This is a genomic window from Paracoccus sp. DMF-8 (genome assembly GCF_029309835.1).
Lineage (GTDB): Bacteria > Pseudomonadota > Alphaproteobacteria > Rhodobacterales > Rhodobacteraceae > Paracoccus.
On the sequence record NZ_JARJHL010000014.1, the window covers coordinates 66161 to 88946 of the forward strand.

General features: G+C 64.3%; 24 protein-coding genes and 2 pseudogenes. 18 read left to right on the forward strand and 8 right to left on the reverse strand.

Annotation, left to right across the window (positions count from 1 at the left end; all coding sequences use genetic code 11):
- Nucleotides 1-114: 114 nt before the first annotated feature.
- From PE067_RS14550 to cydX, 5 genes are read left to right on the forward strand one after another with little or no spacing between them, the layout of a single operon-like run.
- Nucleotides 115-1791 carry an ATP-binding cassette domain-containing protein gene (locus PE067_RS14550; protein ID WP_276190343.1) on the forward strand — a complete coding sequence of 559 codons (1677 nt, stop codon included), beginning with the start codon at nt 115-117 and terminating at the stop codon, nt 1789-1791.
- Nucleotides 1784-3391 (forward strand): ATP-binding cassette domain-containing protein, encoded by a 1608-nt coding sequence (locus PE067_RS14555; RefSeq protein ID WP_276190344.1) that lies wholly within the window; start codon nt 1784-1786, stop codon nt 3389-3391. Before PE067_RS14550 ends, PE067_RS14555 begins: the two co-directional genes overlap by 8 nt.
- Before the next feature lie 30 nt (nt 3392-3421).
- Nucleotides 3422-5008, forward strand: coding sequence for a cytochrome ubiquinol oxidase subunit I (locus PE067_RS14560; protein WP_276190345.1), 1587 nt, complete (start codon nt 3422-3424; stop codon nt 5006-5008).
- Complete coding sequence (gene cydB, locus PE067_RS14565) at nt 5005-6168, forward strand: cytochrome d ubiquinol oxidase subunit II (protein ID WP_276190346.1); 1164 nt, start codon at nt 5005-5007, stop codon at nt 6166-6168. The genes PE067_RS14560 and cydB overlap by 4 nt, the downstream gene beginning before the upstream one ends.
- A gap of 25 nt (nt 6169-6193) precedes the next feature.
- Complete coding sequence (gene cydX, locus PE067_RS14570; protein WP_276190771.1) at nt 6194-6331, forward strand: cytochrome bd-I oxidase subunit CydX; 138 nt, start codon at nt 6194-6196, stop codon at nt 6329-6331.
- Here cydX and PE067_RS14575 read toward each other — a convergent pair.
- The gene (locus PE067_RS14575) at nt 6295-6867 is read right to left on the reverse strand and encodes a hypothetical protein (RefSeq protein WP_276190347.1); all 573 of its coding nucleotides are present in this window, start codon (nt 6865-6867) and stop codon (nt 6295-6297) included. The two genes, cydX and PE067_RS14575, sit on opposite strands and share 37 nt — an antisense overlap.
- Before the next feature lie 84 nt (nt 6868-6951).
- Here PE067_RS14575 and PE067_RS14580 point away from each other — a divergent pair, with 84 nt between their 5' ends.
- Nucleotides 6952-8064: a pyridoxal phosphate-dependent aminotransferase gene (locus PE067_RS14580; protein ID WP_276190348.1), complete on the forward strand. Its 1113-nt coding sequence runs from the start codon at nt 6952-6954 to the stop codon at nt 8062-8064.
- A 78-nt stretch (nt 8065-8142) separates the two neighbouring features.
- On the opposite strand, the gene PE067_RS14585 is transcribed toward PE067_RS14580, so the two are convergent.
- Entirely contained in the window at nt 8143-8625 is a 483-nt protein-coding gene (locus tag PE067_RS14585) for an Lrp/AsnC family transcriptional regulator (protein ID WP_276190350.1), read from the reverse strand.
- 122 nt (nt 8626-8747) lie between these two features.
- Here PE067_RS14585 and PE067_RS14590 point away from each other — a divergent pair, with 122 nt between their 5' ends.
- The 11 genes and pseudogenes from PE067_RS14590 to PE067_RS14640 all read left to right on the forward strand — a co-directional run bounded on the left by PE067_RS14590 (nt 8748) and on the right by PE067_RS14640 (nt 18954).
- Complete coding sequence (locus PE067_RS14590) at nt 8748-9110, forward strand: DUF2849 domain-containing protein (protein WP_276190351.1); 363 nt, start codon at nt 8748-8750, stop codon at nt 9108-9110.
- A complete protein-coding gene (locus PE067_RS14595) occupies nt 9103-10764 on the forward strand; it encodes a nitrite/sulfite reductase (protein WP_276190352.1) in 1662 nt (553 codons plus the stop codon). The genes PE067_RS14590 and PE067_RS14595 overlap by 8 nt, the downstream gene beginning before the upstream one ends.
- Nucleotides 10757-11488, forward strand: coding sequence for a phosphoadenylyl-sulfate reductase (locus tag PE067_RS14600; protein WP_276190353.1), 732 nt, complete (start codon nt 10757-10759; stop codon nt 11486-11488). Before PE067_RS14595 ends, PE067_RS14600 begins: the two co-directional genes overlap by 8 nt.
- Nucleotides 11485-11856 (forward strand): DUF934 domain-containing protein, encoded by a 372-nt coding sequence (locus PE067_RS14605; protein ID WP_276190354.1) that lies wholly within the window; start codon nt 11485-11487, stop codon nt 11854-11856. The genes PE067_RS14600 and PE067_RS14605 overlap by 4 nt, the downstream gene beginning before the upstream one ends.
- Before the next feature lie 52 nt (nt 11857-11908).
- Nucleotides 11909-12748: a ferredoxin--NADP reductase gene (locus tag PE067_RS14610; protein ID WP_276190355.1), complete on the forward strand. Its 840-nt coding sequence runs from the start codon at nt 11909-11911 to the stop codon at nt 12746-12748.
- Nucleotides 12749-12892: 144 nt separating this feature from the next.
- Nucleotides 12893-13174, forward strand: a pseudogene (locus PE067_RS14615) (toprim domain-containing protein); the annotation flags it as partial.
- 259 nt (nt 13175-13433) lie between these two features.
- A pseudogene (locus tag PE067_RS14620) lies at nt 13434-14164 on the forward strand (DNA topoisomerase).
- Entirely contained in the window at nt 14115-15641 is a 1527-nt protein-coding gene (locus PE067_RS14625) for a topoisomerase C-terminal repeat-containing protein (protein WP_276190356.1), read from the forward strand. The pseudogene PE067_RS14620 and the gene PE067_RS14625 overlap by 50 nt, the downstream one beginning before the upstream one ends.
- A 194-nt stretch (nt 15642-15835) precedes the next feature.
- Nucleotides 15836-17554: a gamma-glutamyltransferase gene (ggt, locus tag PE067_RS14630; RefSeq protein ID WP_276190357.1), complete on the forward strand. Its 1719-nt coding sequence runs from the start codon at nt 15836-15838 to the stop codon at nt 17552-17554.
- A gap of 66 nt (nt 17555-17620) precedes the next feature.
- Nucleotides 17621-18325 (forward strand): CoA transferase subunit A, encoded by a 705-nt coding sequence (locus tag PE067_RS14635; RefSeq protein WP_276190358.1) that lies wholly within the window; start codon nt 17621-17623, stop codon nt 18323-18325.
- Nucleotides 18325-18954, forward strand: a complete 630-nt coding sequence (locus tag PE067_RS14640) for a CoA transferase subunit B (RefSeq protein ID WP_276190360.1) — start codon at nt 18325-18327, stop codon at nt 18952-18954. The genes PE067_RS14635 and PE067_RS14640 overlap by 1 nt, the downstream gene beginning before the upstream one ends.
- A 74-nt stretch (nt 18955-19028) precedes the next feature.
- On the opposite strand, the gene fliP is transcribed toward PE067_RS14640, so the two are convergent.
- Genes fliP through PE067_RS14670 form a run of 6 tightly spaced genes read right to left on the reverse strand, consistent with a single transcriptional unit; the run spans nt 19029 to nt 22122 of the window.
- A complete protein-coding gene (fliP, locus tag PE067_RS14645) occupies nt 19029-19745 on the reverse strand; it encodes a flagellar type III secretion system pore protein FliP (protein ID WP_276190361.1) in 717 nt (238 codons plus the stop codon).
- The gene (locus PE067_RS14650; RefSeq protein ID WP_276190362.1) at nt 19742-19999 is read right to left on the reverse strand and encodes a FliM/FliN family flagellar motor C-terminal domain-containing protein; all 258 of its coding nucleotides are present in this window, start codon (nt 19997-19999) and stop codon (nt 19742-19744) included. The genes fliP and PE067_RS14650 overlap by 4 nt, the downstream gene beginning before the upstream one ends.
- Nucleotides 20000-20011: 12 nt before the next feature.
- A complete protein-coding gene (locus tag PE067_RS14655; protein ID WP_276190363.1) occupies nt 20012-20569 on the reverse strand; it encodes a hypothetical protein in 558 nt (185 codons plus the stop codon).
- A complete protein-coding gene (locus PE067_RS14660; RefSeq protein ID WP_276190364.1) occupies nt 20566-20742 on the reverse strand; it encodes a hypothetical protein in 177 nt (58 codons plus the stop codon). Before PE067_RS14660 ends, PE067_RS14655 begins: the two co-directional genes overlap by 4 nt.
- 10 nt (nt 20743-20752) lie before the next feature.
- Nucleotides 20753-21478, reverse strand: a complete 726-nt coding sequence (locus PE067_RS14665) for a flagellar M-ring protein FliF C-terminal domain-containing protein (protein WP_276190365.1) — start codon at nt 21476-21478, stop codon at nt 20753-20755.
- Nucleotides 21475-22122 (reverse strand): hypothetical protein, encoded by a 648-nt coding sequence (locus PE067_RS14670; RefSeq protein WP_346429703.1) that lies wholly within the window; start codon nt 22120-22122, stop codon nt 21475-21477. The genes PE067_RS14665 and PE067_RS14670 overlap by 4 nt, the downstream gene beginning before the upstream one ends.
- A gap of 134 nt (nt 22123-22256) precedes the next feature.
- Here PE067_RS14670 and PE067_RS14675 point away from each other — a divergent pair, with 134 nt between their 5' ends.
- Complete coding sequence (locus PE067_RS14675; RefSeq protein ID WP_276190367.1) at nt 22257-22733, forward strand: flagellar basal body-associated FliL family protein; 477 nt, start codon at nt 22257-22259, stop codon at nt 22731-22733.
- The last annotated feature ends 53 nt before the right edge of the window (nt 22734-22786 follow it).

Sequence of the window (22786 nt, forward strand, 5' to 3'; positions counted from 1 at the left end):
CGGGGCAGGCCGCCCGTGCCGGGCCGTTGCCCCCCTGTTTCAACGGGCGCAACTGTCGCATGTCATCCCGGCCCCGTCGGACCTAATCTGCGCGCCGGAAGGATGTATCCGGGCATGACGCAGCAATCAGCCAGACCCCCCGGCGCCATGGCGCTGCTTGCGCCAGAGACGGGGGCGCTGCGCCGTGCCGCGCGGATTTCGGCCCTGTCGGGGCTGCTGTGGATCCCGCAGGCCTGGCTGGCCGCATCCGCGATTGCCGCGCTGATTCATGGCGTCATGCCGCAAACCCTGCATCTGCTGGGCTTTCTGGCCCTGGCGGCGTTGCGCGCGGGGCTGAGCTTTCGGGCGGAGGGGCAGGCCCAGACCGCCGCCCGTGTGGCCGTGGGCCGCCTGCGGCATGATATCCTGCGCCATGAAACCAGCCGTGCCCGCCCGGCGCCTGCGGGGCAGGTCGCCTCGCTGCTCTCGGAACAGGCCGAGATGTTGCAGCCCTATGCCGCCCGCTATCTGTCGGCGCGGCTGCGGGCGGTGGTCCTGCCGCTGGCGATCTGGCTGGTCAGCCTGTGGGTGGCATGGGCGGCCGGGCTGATCCTGCTGGTGACAGGTCCCGCGATTCCGGTCTTCATGGCGCTGATCGGTCAGGCGGCGGGGCGGGCCAGCCGCGCGCAACTGCAACAGATGGGGACAATGGGGGCGCTGCTGGCCGACCGCGCGGCGGCGCTGGCCGATATCCGGCTGCTTGGCGCGGGCGGGCGGCTGATCGCGGGCTTTACCCGCAGCGCCGATGAATTGCGCCGCCGCACCATGCGGGTCCTGTCGATCGCCTTTCTGTCTTCGGCCGTGCTGGAATTGTTCGCCTCGCTTGGCATTGCGCTGGTCGCGGTGTTTTGCGGGTTCACGCTGCTGGGGCAGATCGGCATGGGCACATGGCCGGGCGGGCTGTCGGCGCAGGGGGCGCTGTTCCTGCTGCTGATGGCGCCGGAATTCTATCAGCCGATGCGCGATTTCGCCGCCGTCTGGCACGACCGTGCCGCCGCCGATGCGCTGGCGCAGGCATGGGCCGAACGGCAGCAGGATCAGGCCGCGATGATCGGCGCGGGCGCGGCTGCGACGCCGCTGCCGCAGGGGGGGATCACCCTGCGCGGCCTGTCGCGGAATGGCATCGTTTACCCCGATATCGACCTGCCCGAGGGTGTCACGGTCGCGCTGACCGGGCCAAGCGGCGCGGGCAAGACGACGCTGCTGCGCCTGATCGCGGGGCTGGAGGCGCCCGATACCGGCCAGATCATCATCGGCGGGCAGGTGCTGGACAGGGACAGCGCCGACGCTTGGCGGGCTGGGCTGGGCTGGATGGCGCAGGCGCCGCATTTCGTCGATGCCTCGGTTGCGGAGAACCTGCGCATGGGGCGCCCGGGCGATATCGACGGCGCCTTGCAACAGGCTGTGGCACAGCACATTGTCGCGGGTTTGCCCTCGGGGCTGGACACCCGCCTTGGCGAAAACGGCGCCGGGGTCTCTGGGGGCGAGGCGCGGCGCCTGATGCTGGCCCGCGCCATTCTGGGCCGCCCGCGCCTGATTCTGGCGGATGAGCCGACCGCCGATCTGGATGACCGGACCGCCGATCTGGTCACGCAGGGGCTGATGGCCGCGCATCGGGGTGGCGCCGGGCTGATTGTCGCGACCCATGACCCGGCGCTGGCGGCGCGGATGGCGCTGCGCATCGATCTGGGCGGCGGGCCATCAATCGGGCCGCATGACGACGCCGACCCAAAGGGGGCGCGCCATGACTGATCTGCGCCGCATCTGGCGGGTCATGGCCCGCGCGGGCGGGATGCGCCGCGCGATGGTCGCGACTGCCGCCGTGCTGCTGGCCGGTGCCGGGCTGCTGGCGCTGTCGGGCTGGTTCATCTCTGCCGCGGCACTTGCGGGGCTGATCGGGGCGGGGGCGGTTTTCGACGTCTTTCGCCCGGCGGCCTCGGTCCGGGCGCTGGCGATCCTGCGCACGGCGACGCGCTATGGCGAAAGATACAGCGGCCATGATGCGACGCTGCGCGGCGTCGTGGACCTGCGCCGCGCCGTGCTGGGCGGGCTGGCCGCGCTGGACTGGGACCGGCCGACGCGGCTGCGGCGCGGAACGGCGGTGAACCGGGTCGTGGCCGATTGCGATGCGCAGGACGGGCTGCCCCTGCGGCTGGTGCTGCCGCTGATCGGCGGGGCCGTGGTTCTGGCCGGGGCGGGGGTGCTGGTGGGCGCGCTGGCGGGCTGGCAGATTGCGCTGTGGATCTGCGGCAGCCACCTGCTGGGCGTTGCGGCGGCGATGATCTGGGCGCTGCCGCCCGCGCGCCGCCTGTCTGCAGCGGCGGCGCAGGCCGGGCGCGCCCATGCGGCGGCGGTGATCGACATGATGACCGCCCGCGACGATCTGGCCGTTCATGGCCGGCTGCCCGATGCGGTGCGGATCGCGCTGAGCCATGACGTCACCGCCCGCGCCCTGCAAACCCGTCTGGACGGGGTCGAGCGTGGCGTCGCGCTGGCGCTGGATCTGACCCGCGCCGCTTCGGCCATCGGGGCGCTGGCGCTGGCGGGGCAGGCGGTGGCGCTTGGCCGGATCGGGCCTGCCATCGCCGCGATGTGTTTCTTTCTGGCGCTGGCCCTGGCCGAGGTCACCGCTCCCCTGCGCCGCGCCATCGCCGATTACGGCCGCATCGCCGAGGCCGCGACCCGGATCGCCCTGCTGCTGACCCCGGCAGCGCCGGATCCGGTGCGGCCCGTGCCGCCCTGCCATGACGCAGCGCGCCCGGCCCCTGCAGGTCCGCTGCCGCTGGTGCTGGACGGGCTGCGGATCGGTGCCGGGCAGATGCTGGTCCCGACCGGCGCAAGCGGCGCGGGCAAGACCACGCTGCTGAATGCGCTGGCGGGCCTTGTCCCGGCGGCTGGCCACGGCATCACCCTGAACGGCACCCCGCCGACCGACTGGCCCGAGGCGGCGCTGCGCGATCACCTCACGCTGGTCGCGCAACGCCTGGCCCTGATCGCGGGCAGCCTGCGCGAAAACCTGACGCTGGCCGCGCCCGATGCGAGCGACGCCCGGATGCTGCAGGCCCTGACCGCCGTGTGTCTGGACCATCTGCGCGACGGGCTGGACCTGCGGATCGGTCCCAGCGGCGATGGCCTGTCGGGCGGCGAGCGCCGCCGCCTTGCCTTGGCCCGCGCCCTGCTGCGTCGTCCCGCGCTGCTGCTGCTGGACGAACCGACCGAGGGGCTGGACGACCCGACCGCCGCCGCTGTTTTGCGCGGGATCCGCGCATCCTTGCCACAGGCTGCGATTGTCATGGCGACACATCGCCGCGCGACAGCCGGCGGTAATGATTTCCACATCAATCTGGATTAGCATACACCCAGCAACATTGATGAGGCTGATATGGAAATCGGCGTGCTGGAGCTGTCGCGACTGCAATTCGCCGCCACAGCCCTGTTTCATTTTCTGTTCGTTCCGCTGACCCTTGGGTTGTCGATCATCGTCGCGATCATGGAAACGGTCTATGTCATGACCGAACGTCCGATCTGGCGGCAGATGACGAAATTCTGGGGCGCGCTGTTCGGCATCAACTTTGCCATTGGCGTCGCGACCGGCGTGACGATGGAGTTCCAGTTCGGTATGAACTGGTCCTATTATTCGCATTACGTCGGCGACATCTTTGGCGCCCCCCTGGCGCTGGAGGGGCTGATGGCCTTCTTCATGGAGGCGACATTCGTCGGGCTGTGGTTCTTTGGCTGGGACAAGCTGTCGGCGCGTGCGCATTTGCTGGTCGCATGGCTGGTCGCCATCGGCACCAATTTCTCGGCCCTGTGGATCCTGATCGCGAATGGCTGGATGCAATATCCGGTGGGCGCGGAATTCAACCCGGTCACCATGCGGATGGAACTGGTCAGCTTTGCCGAAGTCATCTTCAACCCCGTCGCGCAGGCGAAATTCGTCCATACCGTCAGTGCGGGCTATGTCACGGCCTCGGTCTTTGTGCTGGGGGTCTCTGCCTGGTATCTGCTGAAGCGGCGGCATGTCGAACTGGCGCGGCGCTCGATCGCCATCGCCTCGGCCTTCGGGCTGGCCTCGACCTTGTCGGTGGTCGTTCTGGGCGACGAATCGGGCTACGATACCGGCCTGAACCAAAAGATGAAAATGGCCGCGATCGAGGCGATGTGGGAAACCGAACCCGCCCCCGCCAGCTTTACCCTGTTGGGCATCCCCGACAAGGAGGCGCGCGAAACCCATTATGCGATCCACATTCCCTATGCCATGGGCCTGATCGGCACGCGCTCGCTTCAGCAGGAAATCCCCGGCATCGCCGATCTGGAGAAAGAGGGCGAGCGGCGCATCCGCGACGGGCTGATCGCCTATGACCTGCTGATGCGGATTCAGGACAGCAAGCCGCAGGTCGATCCCGTGCTGCTGGCCGAATTCCACCAGCACAGCCAGGATCTGGGCTATGCGCTGCTGCTGATGCGCTATGTCGATGATCCGCGACAGGCCAGCGAACAGCAGATCCTGCAGGCGGCGGCGGATACGATCCCGCCGGTCTGGCCGGTTTTCTGGGCGTTTCGCATCATGGTCGGCCTGGGGATGAGCCTTATCCTCGTCACGGGTTATTTTTTCTGGCGCGCGTCATTCCGCCAGATGGATTTCCCGCGATGGGCGCTGTGGCTGGCGGTGATCGTGATCCCGGCACCGTGGATCGCCATCGAAATGGGCTGGATCGTGGCCGAACTGGGCCGTCAGCCCTGGACCGTCGATGGCGTCCTGCCCACCGCCATGTCGGTCAGCGCCCTGGGCATCACCGAAGTCGCGCTGACGCTGGCGGGCTTTTGCATCTTCTATTCGGTGCTGTTCGTGATCGAAATCTCGCTGATGCTGAAATACATCCGCAAAGGCCCCCATGAAGAGGTCGAGGAAACCGAACGCTGGATGGCCCGCCACCGCGCCCGGCTGGCGGCAGAGGTGACGAAATGATCCTGCATGAACTGCTGTCCTTTGAAATCCTGCGCCTGATCTGGTGGGTGCTGCTGGGGGTCCTGCTGATCGGTTTCGCGCTGACCGACGGTTTCGACATGGGGGTGGCGGCGCTGCTGCCCTTTGTCGCGAAAACCGACACGGAACGGCGGGTGGTCATCAACACCGTGGGCCCGGTCTGGGAAGGCAACCAGGTCTGGCTGATCCTTGGCGGCGGTGCGATCTTTGCCGCATGGCCGCCGCTTTATGCGATCAGCTTTTCAGGGTTCTACCCTGCGATGTTCCTGATCCTTGCGGCGCTGATCGTGCGGCCCGTGGCCTTCAAATATCGCAGCAAACGCGAGGATCCGCGCTGGCGCAGCCGTTGGGACTGGGCGCTGTTTTTCGGCGGCGCGGTGCCCGCGCTGCTGTTCGGCGTGGCGGTCGGCAACGTCTTGCTGGGCGTGCCGTTCCATCTGACCCCCAGCCTTCACGCCATCCCCGATGCCGGGGCCGGGGCGCGGTTCTTTGGCCTGCTGCGGCCCTTTGCGCTGCTGTGCGGGGTGGTGTCGATTGCCATGCTGGTCATGCATGGCGCGGGCTGGCTGGTCCTGAAAACCGATGGCCTGGTCCAGCGCCGCGCCCGCGGTTTCGGCCGCAGCGCGGCGCTGATCGTGCTGGCGGGCTATGCGCTGGCCGGGCTGTGGCTGTGGCTGGGCATCCAGGGCTATGGCTACGCCACCCCGCCGCCCCATGACGGGCCGTCGAACCCGCTGCTGCATGAAATCACCCGTCAGGCCAGCTGGATGGCCGCCTATGCCGAGCGTCCGTGGATCTGGATCGCGCCGGTCATGGGCTTCGCCGGCACGGCGATGTGCTGGCGCGCCCTGCGCGAAGGGTCGGATCTGGCACCGCTGCTGTGGTCGAAAATGGCGATCTTCGGGATGATTTCCTCGGTCGGGCTGGTGATGTTTCCGGTCATCCTGCCCTCGTCCACCGCGCCGGGGTCGTCGCTGTCGGTGTGGAACGCCTCGGCCTCGCATCTGACCCTGTTCGTGATGCTGGTCGCCTCGGCGATCTTTCTGCCGCTGATCCCGGCCTATACGGCCTGGGTCTATCGCGTCTTGTGGGGCAAGGTTTCGGCCGATGATGTCGAAGACCCCCACACCCATTCCTATTGACCACGCCACCGAAAAGGAGCCGATGATGTGGTATTTCGCCTGGATGCTGGGCCTGCCGCTGGCCGCCGGATTTGCCGTGCTGAACGCCATGTGGCTTGAACTGAAAGAGGATCAGCGCCTGCTGGGCTATTCCGAACCCGAAGATAACCCCCGGCAGGGTTGACCCTTGTCGATCAGCCAGCACCGCCGGATCTCTGCGCCCTGCGGCAGCCCTGTTTCCGGGGTAAAGCGCAGCGACCAGCCATCGCGGCCTTGCAGCGCGAATTGATAGCTGTCCAACAGCGCCTGTGCCCCGGCATGGCGGATCAGCAGGCTGTAGTGATCCGGGCGGCGGGTCTCATACAGATAGGTGAAATGGATGATGGCACAGGAGCCATCCGCCTGCATGTGGCTGTCCAGTTCGGCGGGATGGGTCGCTTCGCGGCTGGTCAGGCCAGAGGTGGCGATCAGCCGGGCCACCTGTTCCGGGCCGGGGCCTGCGGTCAGCAGGTCGGGGGCGGGCATCATCGCGGTCGCCGCAGTGACAAGCTGGCGATACAGATCCAGCACCGGTGCGGCAAAGACGCTGTCGGGATCGCCCGCCATCCCATCCAGCCAGCGCCGGGCGTTGATGATCGTGTAGATCGAACACAGGTAATCATAGGCCCCCTGTTCGGCGGGATGCAGCGCGGTTGCGGTTTTCGGCGCGTCATGGGTCATCGCGGCAGGATGACGGGGCAGGGCGGGCTTGTAAACGCAGATCCCCGCTTGCCCAGGGCTGCGGTTTTCGCCAATCCTGCGCGCATGACCGACCGTTTGCGCTTTGCCCCGATCCCCGACCGGCTGCCGCCGACCGTGCCCTTTACCGGCCCCGAGACGCTGGAGCGTCGGACCGGTCGCGCCTTTGCCGCGCGGCTTGGCGCCAATGAAAACGGCTTTGGCCCCTCGCCCCGTGCGGTTCGGGCGATGGCGGACGCGGCGGCGCAGATCTGGAAATACGCCGATCCCGACAGCCATGATCTGCGGCAGGCGCTGGCCGCCCATCACGGTATTGCGCCCGAAAACATCATGATCGGCGAAGGGATCGACGGGCTGCTGGGCCTGCTGGTGCGGCTGGCGGTGACGCCGGGCGACAGCGTCGTGACATCCGAAGGCGCCTATCCGACCTTCAATTTCCACGTCGCGGGTTATGGCGGGCTGCTGTCCCGGGTGCCCTATCTGAACGATGCCGAGGATGTCGATGCGCTGGTCGACCGCGCCACGGAAACCGGCGCGCGGCTGGTCTATCTGGCCAATCCCGACAACCCGATGGGCAGCTGGCACCCCGCCGCGCGCATTCAGGCGATGATCGCGGCGCTGCCGCCCGGCGCGCTTCTGGTGCTGGACGAAGCCTATGCCGATTTCGCCCCGCCCGAAGCCATCCCCGAGATCGACCCCGAAGACGATCGCGTGATCCGTTTCCGCACCTTTTCCAAGGCTTGTGGCATGGCGGGCGCGCGTGTGGGCTATGCCATCGGCCCGGCCCGGCTGATCGCCGGTTTCGACCGTATCCGCAACCATTTCGGCATGAACCGCAGCGCCCAGATCGGCGCCTTGGCCGCGCTGACGGATCAGGACTGGCTGCGCGAAACCGTGGCCCGCGTGCGCGGCGCGCGCGAACAGATCGGCGCGATTGCGGCGGCGAACGGGCTGGTTGCCTTGCCCTCGGCCACGAATTTCGTCGCGGTGGATTGCGGTCAGGATGGCGCCTTCGCCCGCCGCGTGCTGGAGAGCCTGGCCGCGCAGGGCATCTTTGTCCGCATGCCGGGCGTGACGCCGCTGGACCGCTGCATCCGCGTCAGTTGCGGCCCCAAGGCCGAACTGGACCTGTTCGGCGCGGCGCTGCCCAAGGCTTTGCACATCGCGCGACAGGCCTGACGAGGCTGGCAGATCTTGCCGTGACTTTGCCCGGATGACAAACGCCACGCGGGTTGCCGCGCGGCTTGGGTCGTCACGCTATTCCAGCGGCAGGGCGGTCGTGGCCTTGATCTCCTCCATCGACAGCAGGGCCGTGACGTTGTGGATGCGGACCTCGGAAATCAGCGCCTGATAGAACCGGTCATAGGCGCGGGCATTGCGGACGCGGACCTTGAGGATATAGTCGATGTCGCCCGCCAGACGATGCGCCTCCAGCACCTCGGGGCGGGCGCGGACGGCGGACAGGAAACGCCGCGCCCAGTCCGGATCGTGTTCTGCGGTGCGGATCAGGACGAAGAAACAGGCCTCCAGCCCAAGCGAATCGGGGTCCAGAACCGCGACCTCGGCGCGGATGACACCGGCCTCGCGCAGCTTGCGGATCCGGTTCCAGACCGGGGTTTTCGAGGCCCCCACACGGGTCGCCACCTCGTCCAGTGACAGGGTCGCGTCCTGCTGCAAAAGGGACAGGATTTTGCGGTCAGTATCGTCCAGCCGGACGGGCGTTTGGATATCAGGCTGCATCGCGGAAATCTGTCCCATGTTGGCGATTGATGCAGTATATCGTCCTTATTTTGCGCTGGCTATCGCCAAAACAAGGAATTTTTTCCTATATTGCGTCAGGTATTCCGAAAGGTCCCAAAATCATGTCGAAAGCATTCACGCCCTCGCCCGAAACCCCCGCCGTCATCACCGCGAATGACCTGCGCATGGGGCATTGCGTGTGGATGACCGAAGACGGCTGGACCGCCGACCCGCGCGAGGCCCGCCTGTTCGAGGACAAGGGCCATGCCGATCTGGCGCTGCTGGATGCCGAGGCGCAGGGCCATATCGTCGTCGGCCCCTATGTCGCCGAGGTCCGCCGCGGCCCGAACGGTCCCGAAGCCACCCATTTCCGCGAGGAATTCCGCCGCCTTGGCCCGTCGAACTATTTCCACGGCAAGCAGGCGGAAACCGCCAACGACAACCTTCCCGCCACTCAGGAACTCCGCGAGGCCAGCCATGTTTGATGCGCGTCCCAGCAATATCGACTATTACCGTCACCGCGCGCAGCAGTTCCGTTCGCAGGTCGCGCGTCGTCTGGACGGCAGCCTGACCGAGGATGAATTCCGGCCCCTGCGCCTGATGAACGGCGTCTATCTGCAACTGCATGCCTATATGCTGCGCGTGGCCATTCCCTACGGCACGATCAGCCCCGACCAGATGCGCACGCTGGCGCTGCTGGCCCAGAAATGGGACAAGGGCTATGGCCATTTCACCACGCGCCAGAACATCCAGTATAACTGGCCGACGCTGGTCGATATCCCCGACATGCTGGACGCGCTGGCCGAGGCCGGCCTGCACGCCATCCAGACCTCGGGGAACACGATCCGCAACGTCACGACCGACGCCTTTGCCGGTGCCGCCGCCGATGAGGTGACCGATCCGCGCCCCTATGCGGAACTGCTGCGCATGTGGTCGACCGACCACGGTGAATTCCAGTTCCTGCCGCGCAAGTTCAAGATCGCGGTTTCCGGCGGTAAAAAAGACCGCGCCGTCATCGCCGCCCATGACATCGGGCTGCGCATCGTCCGCAACGAGGCGGGCGAGCAGGGCTTTCAGGTGTGGATCGGCGGTGGTCTGGGCCGCACGCCCTTGCTGGGTCAGGTCGTCCGCGACTTCCTGCCCGAGGCGGATCTGCTGCCCTATGTCGAAGCGATCCTGATGACCTACAATCTCGCCGGTCGCCGCGACAACAAATACAAGGCCCGCATCAAGATCACCGTGGCCGAACGCGGCCTTGACGTCATGCGCGACGAGATCGAGGCGGAATTCACCGCCCGCCGTGCCGCCTTCAAGGGCGTGGACCAGCAGCTTCTGGACGATCTGAAACGCCAATACGCCGCCCCGGCGTTCCGCAACGAGGAAATCGGGGATTACGAACAGGCGCGCACGCAATCGGCGGGTTTCCGCAGTTGGACCGACACCAACCTGTCGGCGCATCGCATCGACGGCTATGCCAGCGCGACGATCACGCTGAAATCGGCCGGGACGACGCCGGGTGACGCCAGCGATGCGCAGATGCGTCTGGTTGCCGATCTGGCGGAACGCTTTGGCCATTCCGATATCCGTATCGCGCATGACCAGAACATCGTCCTGCCGCATGTCCATAAATCGGACCTGTTCGCGCTGTATCAGGAACTGAAGGCCGCCGGTCTGGCCACCGCCAATGCCGGTCTGGTCAGCGATATCGTTGCCTGCCCCGGCATGGATTACTGCACGCTGGCGACGGCGCGCTCGATCCCGATTGCGCAGGACATCGCCGCGCATTTCCGCGCCCGCGATCTGGAAGAGGAAATCGGCAAGATCGACATCCGCATTTCCGGCTGCATCAACGCCTGCGGCCACCACCATCTGGGCCATATCGGCATTCTGGGGCTGGATCGTGCGGGCGTCGAAAACTACCAGATCACGCTTGGCGGCGACGGCTATGAAATCCCGGCCATCGGCCAGCGCGCCGGTGCGGGTTTCCCGGGCGAGGAAGTCGTGCCCGCCATCGACCGCCTGATCGACGCCTATCTGGAGGTCCGCGAGAACGAGGAAGAGCGTTTCATTGACGCCTACCGCCGTCTTGGCCCGGCGCCCTTCAAGGCGGCGCTCTATCCGGAACCCGCGCATGCTTGACGGCAGCCTTGACGACAGGGCCGTGGTGCTGAATGAGCGTTATCGCCATCACGCCGCCACAGAGGTCCTGCGTCGCGCCCTCAACGACCCGGATCTGGGCAAGGTGACGCTGGTGTCGTCCTTCGGGGCGGAATCGGTGGTGCTGCTGCACATGGTTTCGGTCGTGGCGCCGGGGACGCCGGTGCTGTTCATCGACACGATGATGCTGTTTCAGGAAACGCTGGACTATCAACTGGCGGTCACCGAAAAGCTGAAGCTGACGGATGTGCGGGTGATCCGCGCAACCGACCCCGAAGTCGCGCTGAACGATCCCGACGGCACGCTGCACCAGTTCAACACCGATGCCTGCTGCAATTTCCGCAAGACCGTCCCGCTGGAACGCGAGCTGTCGAAATTCGATGCCTGGATCACCGGCCGCAAACGCTTTCAGGGTGGCGAACGCGACACGCTGGAATTCTTCGAGGCTGAACCGCCCGCGCGGCTGCGCATCAACCCGCTGGCGCATTGGCGTTCAAGCGACGTGCAGGACTACATGGCCGAGAACAACCTGCCGCGCCACCCGCTGGTCGCCAAGGGCTATGCCTCGATCGGTTGCGCGCCCTGCACCTCGCCGATCAAACCCGGCGAAGACCCCCGCGCGGGCCGCTGGCGCGGCTCGGCCAAGACCGAATGCGGCATTCATTTCATCGGCGGAAAAGCCGTCCGCCCAGGAGTAAACGCATGAGCGACCCGATCATCGTCCGTGACGACGGTTTCCACCCGTTCGACGGCGCCGAACCTGTCATCCTTGCCCCGGACACCCAGACCGAGGAACTGGTCGACCACCTGCACCACGACCTGATCGCCATCGACTTTCCCGCCATGACCGACGGGCGCGGCTTTTCGCTGGCCCGCCGGTTGCGCGAAATCGGCTATCAGGGCCGGTTGCGCGCGGTGGGCAAGCTGATCGCCGACCAATATGCCATGGCCCGCCGCGTCGGTTTCGACGAGGTGCTGATCCCCGCCGAACTGGCCAAACGCCAGCCCGAGGATCAATGGCTGTTCCGCGCCGACTGGCAGGACTGGGACCACCGGTCGCGCCTTGCCGGCTGAGCCGGTCTTCTTCATCGGCCTGACAACTAACTAGATAATTCAGGAATTCGACATGACACTGGATCTGCCCGTGGAAGACATTGCCGCAAAACCCGTCAAGACGCTGCCCGATGCGCAGACCGTGACATCGGTCAAGCATTGGAACGACCGGCTGTTTTCCTTTCGCGTGACGCGGCCTGCCAGCCTGCGGTTCCGTTCGGGCGAATTCGTCATGATCGGGTTGATGGGCGACAATGGCAAACCCTTGCTGCGCGCCTATTCCATCGCCTCGCCCAACTGGGACGAAGAGCTGGAATTCTATTCGATCAAGGTGCCGGACGGGCCGCTGACCTCGAAGCTGCAACATATCAAGCCGGGCGATGACATCATCCTGCGCCCCAAACCCGTGGGCACGCTGGTGCTGGATGCGCTGCTGCCGGGCAAACGGCTGTGGTTTCTGGCCACCGGCACGGGCCTTGCGCCCTTTGCCAGCCTGATGCGCGACCCCGAAACCTATGAACGCTATGAGCAGGTCATCATGATGCACACCTGCCGCACGGCGGATGAGTTGAACTATGGCCGCGAACTGGTCGAAAACCTGCGCCACGATCCCCTGCTGGGCGAATGCGCTGGCGAGGATTTCGCCAACCGCCTGCTGTATTACCCGACCACCACGCGCGAGGAATCGCCGCTGATGGGCCGGATCACCGACAACATGACCTCGGGCAAGGTGTTTCAGGATCTGGGCCTGCCGCCGATCAGCGCGGAAACCGACCGTGCGATGATCTGCGGCAGCCTGGCCTTCAACGTGGATGTGAAAGAGGTGCTGGAAGGTTTCGGCCTGCGCGAAGGCGCCAACAGCGAACCCAAGGAATTCGTTGTCGAAAAGGCCTTTGTCGGCGACGGTATCTGACCTGTCGTCGCGTCTTTTGCAGATCTTGCGGGGGCTTTCGGCCCCCGTTTCGCATTCCGGGGCGCAGGCCCGCGACATTGCCCGGCGTTGACAGATGCGGGTCTCATGCCCATTTTGCCGGGTCGAATCATTTGAGGAATTTTCATGGCAGTCGTCGTCGTAGAATCTCCGGCCAAGGCCAAGACGATCAACAAATACCTTGGCGACGACTATACTGTCCTGGCTTCCTTCGGGCATGTCCGCGACCTGCCGCCCAAGGATGGCAGCGTCGATCCCGATGATGATTTCGCCATGAAATGGGAAATCGCATCCGACAGCAAAAAGCACGTCAAGGCGATCAGGGACGCGCTGGCATCCGACCCGAACCTGATCCTGGCGACCGACCCCGATCGCGAAGGCGAGGCGATTTCGTGGCACCTGCTGGAAGCCCTGCAATCCTCGCTGAAAAAGGGCGCGCAGGTCAGCCGCGTGACCTTCAACGCGATCACCAAGAATGCCGTGACCGAGGCGATGGCCAAGCCGCGCCAGATCGACCAGCCGCTGGTCGATGCCTATCTGGCCCGCCGCGCGCTGGATTATCTGGTCGGCTTCAAGCTGTCGCCGGTGCTGTGGCGCAAGCTGCCGGGCGCGAAATCGGCGGGCCGCGTGCGACTCGGTCGCCCTGCGCATCATCGTCGACCGCGAGATGGAAATCGAGGCCTTCAAGCCGCGCGAATACTGGTCGGTCCATGCCCGTCTGGCGACCCCGCGCGGCGACGAATTCGACGCCCAACTGGTCAGCTATGCGGGCAAGAAGCTGGACCGCTACGATCTGGACAATGCCGAGGCCGCGAAACTGGCCGTGCGCGCCGTCGAAAGCCGCGACCTGACCGTGACCAGCGTCACGGCCAAGCCCGCCAGCCGCAACCCCTGGCCGCCCTTCATGACCTCGACACTGCAACAGGAAGCCAGCCGCAAGCTGGGCATGGGCGCCAAGGCCTGCATGTCGGCGGCGCAGCGCCTGTATGAGGCGGGCCATATCACTATATGCGGACCGATGGCATCGACATGGCGCCCGAGGCCGTGATGGCCGCACGCGATGCGATCAAGGCGCGGTTCGGCGACACATACCTGCCGAAATCGCCGCGCATGCATAAAAACAAGGCCAAGAACGCCCAAGAGGCACATGAATGTATCCGCCCGACCGACATGATGATGTCGCCCGACCGCCTGCCGGTCGCGGATCGCGATCAAAAGGCGCTGTATGATCTGATCTGGAAACGCACCATTGCGTCGCAGATGGAAGCGGCGCGGATGGAACGCACCACGGTCGAAATCGGCAGCGCCGACGCCTCAGGGTGGGCTTGCGCGCCAATCGGTCAGGGTCATGCTGTTCGACGGCTTTCTGAAGGTTTACGATCAGGGCCGCGACGATGACGATGACGAAGACAGCGCTCGCCTGCCGGCGATGTCCGAGGGCGAGACGACAGGGTTCCTGCGCGGTCATTTCGCGCCGGAATTCGCGCGACTGGCCGAAGACGGTGACCTGACCGAGGACGCGGGTGCCGCGCTGGCAGTGATCGACAAGGCCGTGATGGGGGGCGAGGCCGCCGTTCTGGCCCGCCAGCATTTCACCCAGGCCCCCCTGCGCTATACCGAGGCGACTCTGGTCAAGCGGATGGAAGAGCTGGGCATCGGCCGCCCCTCGACCTATGCGAGCGTGGTCACGACCATTCAGGACCGCGATTATGTGCGCAAGGACAAGAACCGCCTGATCCCCGAGGACAAGGGGCGGCTGGTCACGATCTTTCTCCTGAAATATTTTCCGCGCTATGTCAGCTATGATTTCACCGCCGACATGGAGGGGGAACTGGATGATATCTCGTCCGGCTCGCGCGCCTATCGCGAGGTGCTGCGGCGGTTCTGGCGCGATTTTTCTGCCGCGCTGGAAGGCACGAGTGAGCTGCGCATCACCGAGGTCCTGGATGCGATCGACGACGCGCTGGCCCCGCATCTGTACCCGCCGCGCGCCGATGGCAGCGACCCGCGCATCTGTCCGACCTGCGGGCAAGGTCAGTTGCATCTGAAAACCGCGCGTTCGGGCGGCGCCTTTATCGGTTGCGGGAATTATCCCGAATGCCGTTATACGCGCCCGCTGTCGGTTCCCGAGGGCGAGCTCGTGGGCGACGTCGTTCTGGGCCATGACGAGGGCGAGGCGATCAGCCTGAAAAACGGCCGCTTCGGCCCCTATGTCCAGCGTGGCGAAGCGACCGAAGAGGTGCCGAAACCCGCCCGCGCCTCTATCCCCAAGGGCTGGGATGTGGCGGCGATGGATCTGGAAAAGGCGGTCCGCCTGCTGTCCCTGCCGCGTCTGGTCGGCAATCACCCCGAAGATGGCGCCCCGGTCGAGGCCGGGATCGGGCGGTTCGGGCCTTTTGTCAAACATGGCGCGAAATACGCGAACCTGCCCGATGTGGACGAGGTGTTCACCATCGGCATGAACCGCGCGGTCGAGGTGCTGGCGGCCAAGCAGACCCGTGGTCGCGCTGCCGCAGCAGCGCCCCTGAAAGAGCTGGGCGAGCATCCCGACGGCGGCCCGGTTCAGGTCATGGCGGGTCGCTACGGCCCCTATGTAAAATGGGCCAAGGTCAACGCGACCCTGCCGCGCGATCTGGAACCCGACGCCATCACGCTGGAGCGCGCGTTGGAACTGATCGCGGCCAAGGCGGCGAAAGGCGGGAAAAAACCGGCGACGAAAAAAGCCGCGGCCAAGAAGGAACCGGCGGCCCGGAAAGCGGCCGCGAAAAAGCCCGCCGCCCCGAAAACCGCCGCCCCGAAAGCCGCATCCAAGAAGGCCACGGCGAAGAAGCCGGCAGCGAAAAAGGTCGCAAAGCCCGAGCCTGGCGCGGAGTGATCTGTTCCAGCCAGGATGCAACCGGCGTTTCGGCGCCGGTTTTTTCTTGGGCGTTTCGTGGGTTGCCGTGCCGCGACATGGGTATTTGGATGATGAAGAAAGGCGCAAAGGATTCCCTGTGCCCGGTCTTTTCGTTGATCGGTGGGAAGGTGGTGCTAGGCTTTCCCCGATTGGTTTGACGAAGGGATTTCATCATGCGGGTGGCGGGTGTTCTGGCGGCGGTTGTTTTTCTGGCGGATGTGGCGGTTGCTGACGAGGCTACGATTTTCGATCCGATGGACCGGATTCATCCGGTCTGGGCCGAGAATGGCATGGTCTCGGCGCAGGAGCGGCTGGCGGCGGAGGTCGGGCGCGACATTCTGGCGCGCGGTGGCAATGCGGTTGATGCCGGGGTTGCGGTTGCCCTTGCCCTTGCGGTGACCTTGCCGCGTGCGGGCAATATCGGCGGCGGTGGTTTCATGATTGTCCATGAGGCCGAAACCGGGCGGACGGTGGCCATCGATTATCGCGAGATGGCGCCCTCGGGTGCGGATCGCGACATGTTTCTGGATGGGCAGGGCAATGCGGATAGCGGGCTTTCGCTGTTCAGCGGCGCGGCCTCGGGGGTGCCGGGGACGGTAGCGGGGATGCGATTGGCGCTGGACGAATTCGGCAGCATGGATTGGGCCGAGGTGATTGCCCCTGCGATCCGCTTGGCGGCCGAGGGGATCGTGGTGACTCCCGATCTGGCCGACAGTCTTGAGGCCTCGCGCAATGCGTTGGAGCGGTATCCGGCGACCGCGCGGATTTTTCTGAAGCCGGAGGGGGCGGGGTATCGGCCGGGTGAGCGCCTGGTTCAGGCCGATCTGGCGCGGACCTTGCAGGCGATTTCCGATGAGGGGCCGGATGGGTTCTATCGGGGAGAGGTGGCCGAAAGGATCGTGGCTGCGGTGCAGGCTGCGGGCGGGCTGATCTCGATGGAGGATATGGCGGGTTACAGGGCGGTTCTGCGTGAGCCGGTGCGGGGTCACTATCGCGGCCATGAGGTGGTTTCGATGCCGCCGCCGTCCTCGGGCGGGGTGCATCTGATCCAGATCCTGAATGCGCTGGAGGGCTATCCCATTGGCGCGCTTGGCCATAATTCGGGCATGACCATCCATCTGATGGCCGAGGCCATGAAGCAGGCCTATGCCGACCGGTCCGAATATCTGGGCGATCCCGATTTCGTCGATGTGCCGGTTTCGGCGCTGACCAGCAAGGAATATGCCGCCGCGATGCGTGACCGGATCAGCCCCGATCTTGCGCGGCCTTCGGTCGATGTCCGGCCTGCGGATCTGGCGCCTTACGAATCCGACGAGACCACGCATTTTTCCATCATGGATCGCGATGGCAATGCGGTTTCAAATACTTACACGATCAATCTGAATTATGGCTCGGGGCTGGTGGCCGATGGCACCGGGGTTTTGATGAACAATGAGATGGATGATTTTTCAGCGAAACCGGGGGTCCCGAATGCCTTCGGTCTGGTCGGCGGTGATGCCAATGCGGTGCAGGCGGGAAAGCGGCCTCTGTCCTCGATGACGCCGACCATGGTGCTGAAGGACGGGCAGGTCTGGCTGGTGACCGGGTCGCCCGGTGGCGCACGGATCATCACGACGGTTCTGCAGGTGATCCTGAACGCGGTCGATCACGGGATGAATGTCGCCGAAGCCTCGACCGCGCCGCGCATTCACCATCAATGGCTGCCCGATGAGCTGCGGATCGAGGACGGGATCAGTCTGGATACGATCCGCATCCTGCAATCCAGGGGCCATGTCGTCGCGCCGAAGGAGGTCATGGGGTCTGCGCAGACGATCATGCGCGATCTGGACAGCGGGACGTTCTATGGCGCCTCGGATCCGCGCAGGCCCGATGCAGCGACGGTGGGCTATTGAGCGGGGTGCGCGTTGACTCTGCTGTGCAAGCTGGTCACAACATCTGCATCCATGGCGGAGGTGCTCATGAAGAAGGTGTATGGTAGCGCGGCAGAGGCGCTTGACGGACTGTTGCGCGACGGGATTCTGATTGCGGCGGGCGGCTTTGCCTGGAGCGGCATCCCGGAATTGCTGATCGATGCGATCCACAAGGCGGGGACGAAGGATCTGACGATCGCCTCGAACAATTGCGGGGTGGACGGCTTTGGTCTGGGGATCTTGCTGGACAGCAAGCAGATCCGGAAAATGATGTCGTCCTATGTCGGTGAGAACGCCGAATTCATGCGCCAGTATCTGTCGGGCGAACTTGAACTGGAATTCAACCCGCAGGGCACGCTTGCCGAACGGATGCGCGCGGGCGGTGCGGGTATTCCGGGGTTCTACACCCGGACCGGCGTCGGAACCGTGATCGCCGAGGGCAAGGAACACAAGGATTTCGACGGCGAGACCTATATCCTTGAACGGGGGATCTTTGCCGATCTTCCGATCGTCAAGGGCTGGAAAGCCGATGAATCGGGCAATGTGATTTTCCGCAAGACGGCCCGGAACTTCAACGTGCCGGCGGCGAAATGCGGGCGGGTCTGCGTTTGCGAAGTCGAGGAAATCGTGCCGACGGGCAGTCTTGATCCCGATGCGATCCATTTGCCGGGCATCTATGTGCACCGGCTGATTCAGGGCACGCATGAAAAGCGCATCGAACAGCGCACGACCCGCAAGAAGGAGACCGTCTGATGCCCTGGGACCGTAATCAGATGGCGGCACGGGCCGCGCAGGAACTGCAGGATGGCTGGTATGTGAACCTGGGCATCGGTATCCCGACCCTGGTCGCCAATTATATCCCCGAGGGTGTCGAGGTGACCTTGCAGTCCGAAAACGGCATGCTTGGGATTGGCCCCTTTCCGTTCGAGGGCGAAGAGGATCCCGATCTGATCAATGCCGGCAAGCAGACCATCACCGAATTGCCCCGAACGGCGTATTTCGACAGCTCGGAAAGCTTTGCGATGATCCGTGGCGGCAAGATCGCGATGGCGATCCTTGGTGCGATGGAGGTGGCCGAAAACGGCGATCTTGCCAACTGGATGATCCCCGGCAAGCTTGTCAAGGGCATGGGCGGGGCGATGGATCTGGTCGCCGGTGTGCGTCGCGTCGTCGTGGTCATGGATCACACGAACAAGGCAGGCGAATTCAAGGTGCTGAAGGCCTGCACCTTGCCCTTGACCGGCAAGGGGGTCGTCAATCGCATCATCACGAACCTCGGGGTGCTGGATGTTGTCGAGGGTGGCCTGAAGATCGTCGAACTGGCGGATGGCGTGACCGAGGAGGACATGCGCGCATCGACCGAGGCGACAATCGTCGCGTGAGCTTTGTCCGGGGCGGCTGCGGTTTTTGCGGCTGCCCCACGACGCAGGCCCTGAAAGTGGCGCAGGCCTTGCAGCTATTGATAGCCTCTGACCAGCGCGGTCGATATCAATGTCCAGCCATCGACAACCGCGAAGAAAGCCAGCTTGAACGGCAAGGCGACGACCGCCGGGGGCAGCATCATCATGCCCATGGACATCAGGACTGCCGAAACGACCAGGTCGATGATAAGAAACGGCAGGGCGACGAGAAAACCGATCTCGAAGGCGCGCTGGATTTCGCTGACCATGAAAGCCGGGATCAGAACCGACAGGCGGTCGGGGGCCGCGTCGGGCCCCGGGGCAATCTCGGCAAAGCGGGCAAGCGTTTCGGGATCGACGCGCAATTCCATGAAGGCGCGAAACGGAGGGATGCCAAGGCTCAGCGCATCTTCGATCGGCATTTCCCCATTCCAAAGCGGTTGCCCGGCGACGCGCCAGAAATCATCCAGAACGGGCTGCATGACGAACCATGTCAGGAACATCGCCAGGCTGACGATCAGCATGTTTGGCGGCGATTGCTGCAATCCGATGGATTGACGCAGGATCGACAGGACCGTGACGACGAATGGAAAGCATGTGACCATGATCGCCAGGGCCGGTGCCAGCGACAGTGCGGTCAGCAGAACCATCAGGGAGATCGCGTTTTTGCCGACCCCGTTCGACATCGCGCCCATGTCGGGGAGCGCCTGCGCAAACCCCATGGTCGGCAGCATTGATGCGGCCAGAATGGCGATCACGAGCCTTTGTCTCATCCGACCTGCGCAGCTCCGGTGATGCGAACACACAGGCGGCTTTCGGCGCCCTCGGTGGTGGTCAGTTCGCCGCGGGCGATGACCTTGTCACCCACGCAGAGTTCAACCTCGTCGGACATGTCCTGATCAAGCGTCAGGACATCGTCGGGCCGCAGCCGCGAAATTTCGGCCACGGACAGCCGTGTGGCGCCGATGCGGACGCTGAGTTCGACCTGGATCTGATCGGTTGCAATGAGATTTGCGAAGTCGGTCATTCTGTCACGCTCCTATGAAATATCTTTGATGAGGTCGCGCAAATCGGCGGTGAATTGCTGCGGATCGAAGGTCAGCACGCTTTCTTCGACGATGATGTCGATGCCCGATACGCCGGGCGGGGTTTCTTCGATCTTGATGTTTGATGTGCCGGTGGCCGTGACAAGCCGGGTCATTTCGCCCAGCAGATGCGACGGACATTTGATCATCGCTTGGGGCGCTGACGATACCCTGCCAATCCGCAGCAACTCGGTCGAGACGAATTGCGAAAGACGTTGCTTCATCCCCAACAGGGCGACATGTTCCATCAGCGCGTCCAGCATTAGCGACAGGCCCTGGCTGATCAGCGCGTCAATTCCATGATCCCGCTCTGCCCCCGCTTGCTGAAGATGCGCGGACAGCGCCCGAAGCCCTTCCAGCGCGGCATCCAGGGCCGAGGTATTCGCCGCCTCGGTGCCTTCTTTCAGCCCGCGCATATACGCCTCTTGCAATGAGCTTTCCGTCAACTCCTGCTGGCGCGCGGCAGACGGGGACTGACCAAAACATTCCAGTCGGACGATGGCGGCGTTCATACGGCATCCTCACGTTTTTCGATCCATCCCGACAGGATCTTGAGGCTTTCGTCCTGCCGTTCGCGCATCAACTCTTTCAGGCGTGCGACCGGGTCCGGGCTCTTCGGGTTCAGCGGGACGAAGTCGATCTCGGGCTCGATGACCGGTGTGGGAACAGGTTCAGCCGTCACCACGGGTCTGCCGTTACCGGCGCCGGGCAGGTGGGGCGGTGGAGCCGAGCCGTCCAGCAATGCCGTAGTCCGCGCCAGAGCCGTTTCGGGCACGCAGCAGGGGGCGCAGAACAAGGAACGCCAGCGCCAAAGCAAAGAGACCGATCAGGGCAATTCTCGCCAGGCTGTTCATTTCCAACCGGTCGAAAAGGCCGCCGGAGGCAGATGTTCCCGATTCCGCCAGCGCGACAAAGGGCATTGATTTGACGGTGATCTGATCCCCCCGTGTTTCGTCGAAGCCGACGGCGGATGCGACCAGCTCGCGGATAGATCCAAGCTCCGCTTCGGATCTGGGCGCGGGCACCATCTCGCCGGCGTCATTGGCTGCCATCGTGCCGTTGACCAGGACCGCCACCGTCAGGCGCTTGACGTCACCGGGCTGCTTGCGCACTTCGCGGGTCACCCGGCTGACCTCGAAGTTCGAGCGCTGACGGGTTTCCGACCGCGATGACCGGCTTTCACCGCTGCTGTCGCCCTGGCCTTCGGGCAGGTTCGATGCTGCCGACACGGCGCCCGCCAGAGAGTTCGAACTCTGGTCCGAGCTTTCTTCGCTTTCCTGCGAAATCAGGGCGCGCTCTTGCGGATCAAAGCGCTGTTCCGTCATCAATTCCGCCTCGGTGACGATGTCGAGATTCAGTTCGACAATCGCATTGCCGATGCCAACATGGGGTTCAAGAATGCGTTCGACATTGCGCTTCATTTCGGCGGTGCGGGCTTTCCAGCCGGGCCTTCGTCGGGTGCCACCACACCGCGTTCGCTGTCGATAACCGTTACGCGGTCAGCCGACATGCCCGGAACACCGGAAGAAACCAGATAGCGCAGGGCGCTGGCCTGAGCCTGGGAAATCGCAGAACCGTTTGTTGTCAGCGTAACCGACGCCGAGGCCTTCGCCTCCCGGCGATATCCGCGTCCCGCAGGGACGGCCAGATGGACGCGTGCGGATTTGACATTCGGCAGCGCAAGAATGGTGCGGGCCAGCTCTCCTTCTTTGGCGCGCCAATAGGCGGCGTCGAACATCTGGGATGTCGTGCCAATGCCGGACATTCCATCCAGAATTTCATAACCTGCGTTGCCGGATGCGGGCAGCCCCTCGCCGGCCAGTGACATGCGCAACTGGTCGCGATCAGCTTGCCGGACCCAGATCGAATCGCCCCGGACCTGATAGGGAACACCTGATTTTTCCACGGAAGCGATGACCGATCCCGCCTGACCGGGTTCCAGACCGGCATAGTGAAGTGCCATCGTCGGCTGGTTCGCAAGCCACGAAAATCCCATGATTCCCAGGAAAGTGACCAGAAATGCTCCGCCCAGTATCAGCCGCTGCCTGGCGCTTCTTTCGCGCATGTAGTCCTGCAGTTTCCGCAAAACCGAATCTCCGAATCATGATTGGCTCGATATGGGCATTCATTGCATGCCCGGGATTAAGATTTGGTTAGCCCTAGGGTGTTATTGCTGGTTCATCCAGATGGAGAATCATGATGAGCGAAATCGCCGAACCAGATAAAAAACCCGCAGGTATGACGCCGAGGGCAAAGATATTGGCGGCCGCTCTGATTCTGATGGTCGGCGGGGCGGGCTTTGCCAGCACCTATCTTGGCGTGATCGATCCTGACGAGATCTTCAAACCCACGGCGGACGATGTCGCCAGCGAGGGGCCCGATTTCGTGTTTGTGGATGTGCCGCAGGTGGTTCTGGCTTTGCCCGGCGCCCGACCGAGAACTCTGGTGCTTTCGGCGAAGATAGAAGCCGACGCAGATCAGGTGCAGGATATCGAATATCTGCTGCCGAGGGTCTCTGATTCCTTCAATCTGTTCCTTTCGGATATTGATCCTGCTGCTTTTGAGCGACGAGGTATTCTGGATATCATCCGTTCCGAGCTTGCGACTCGCCTTTCCTATATCCTAGGGCCGGATCTGTTTCGCGATCTTTTGATTACGGAGTTTCGTATTCAATGAACATGCATCAATTTTATGAAGTGGCCTTGATGGCTTTTTCCGTCGGTCTGTCC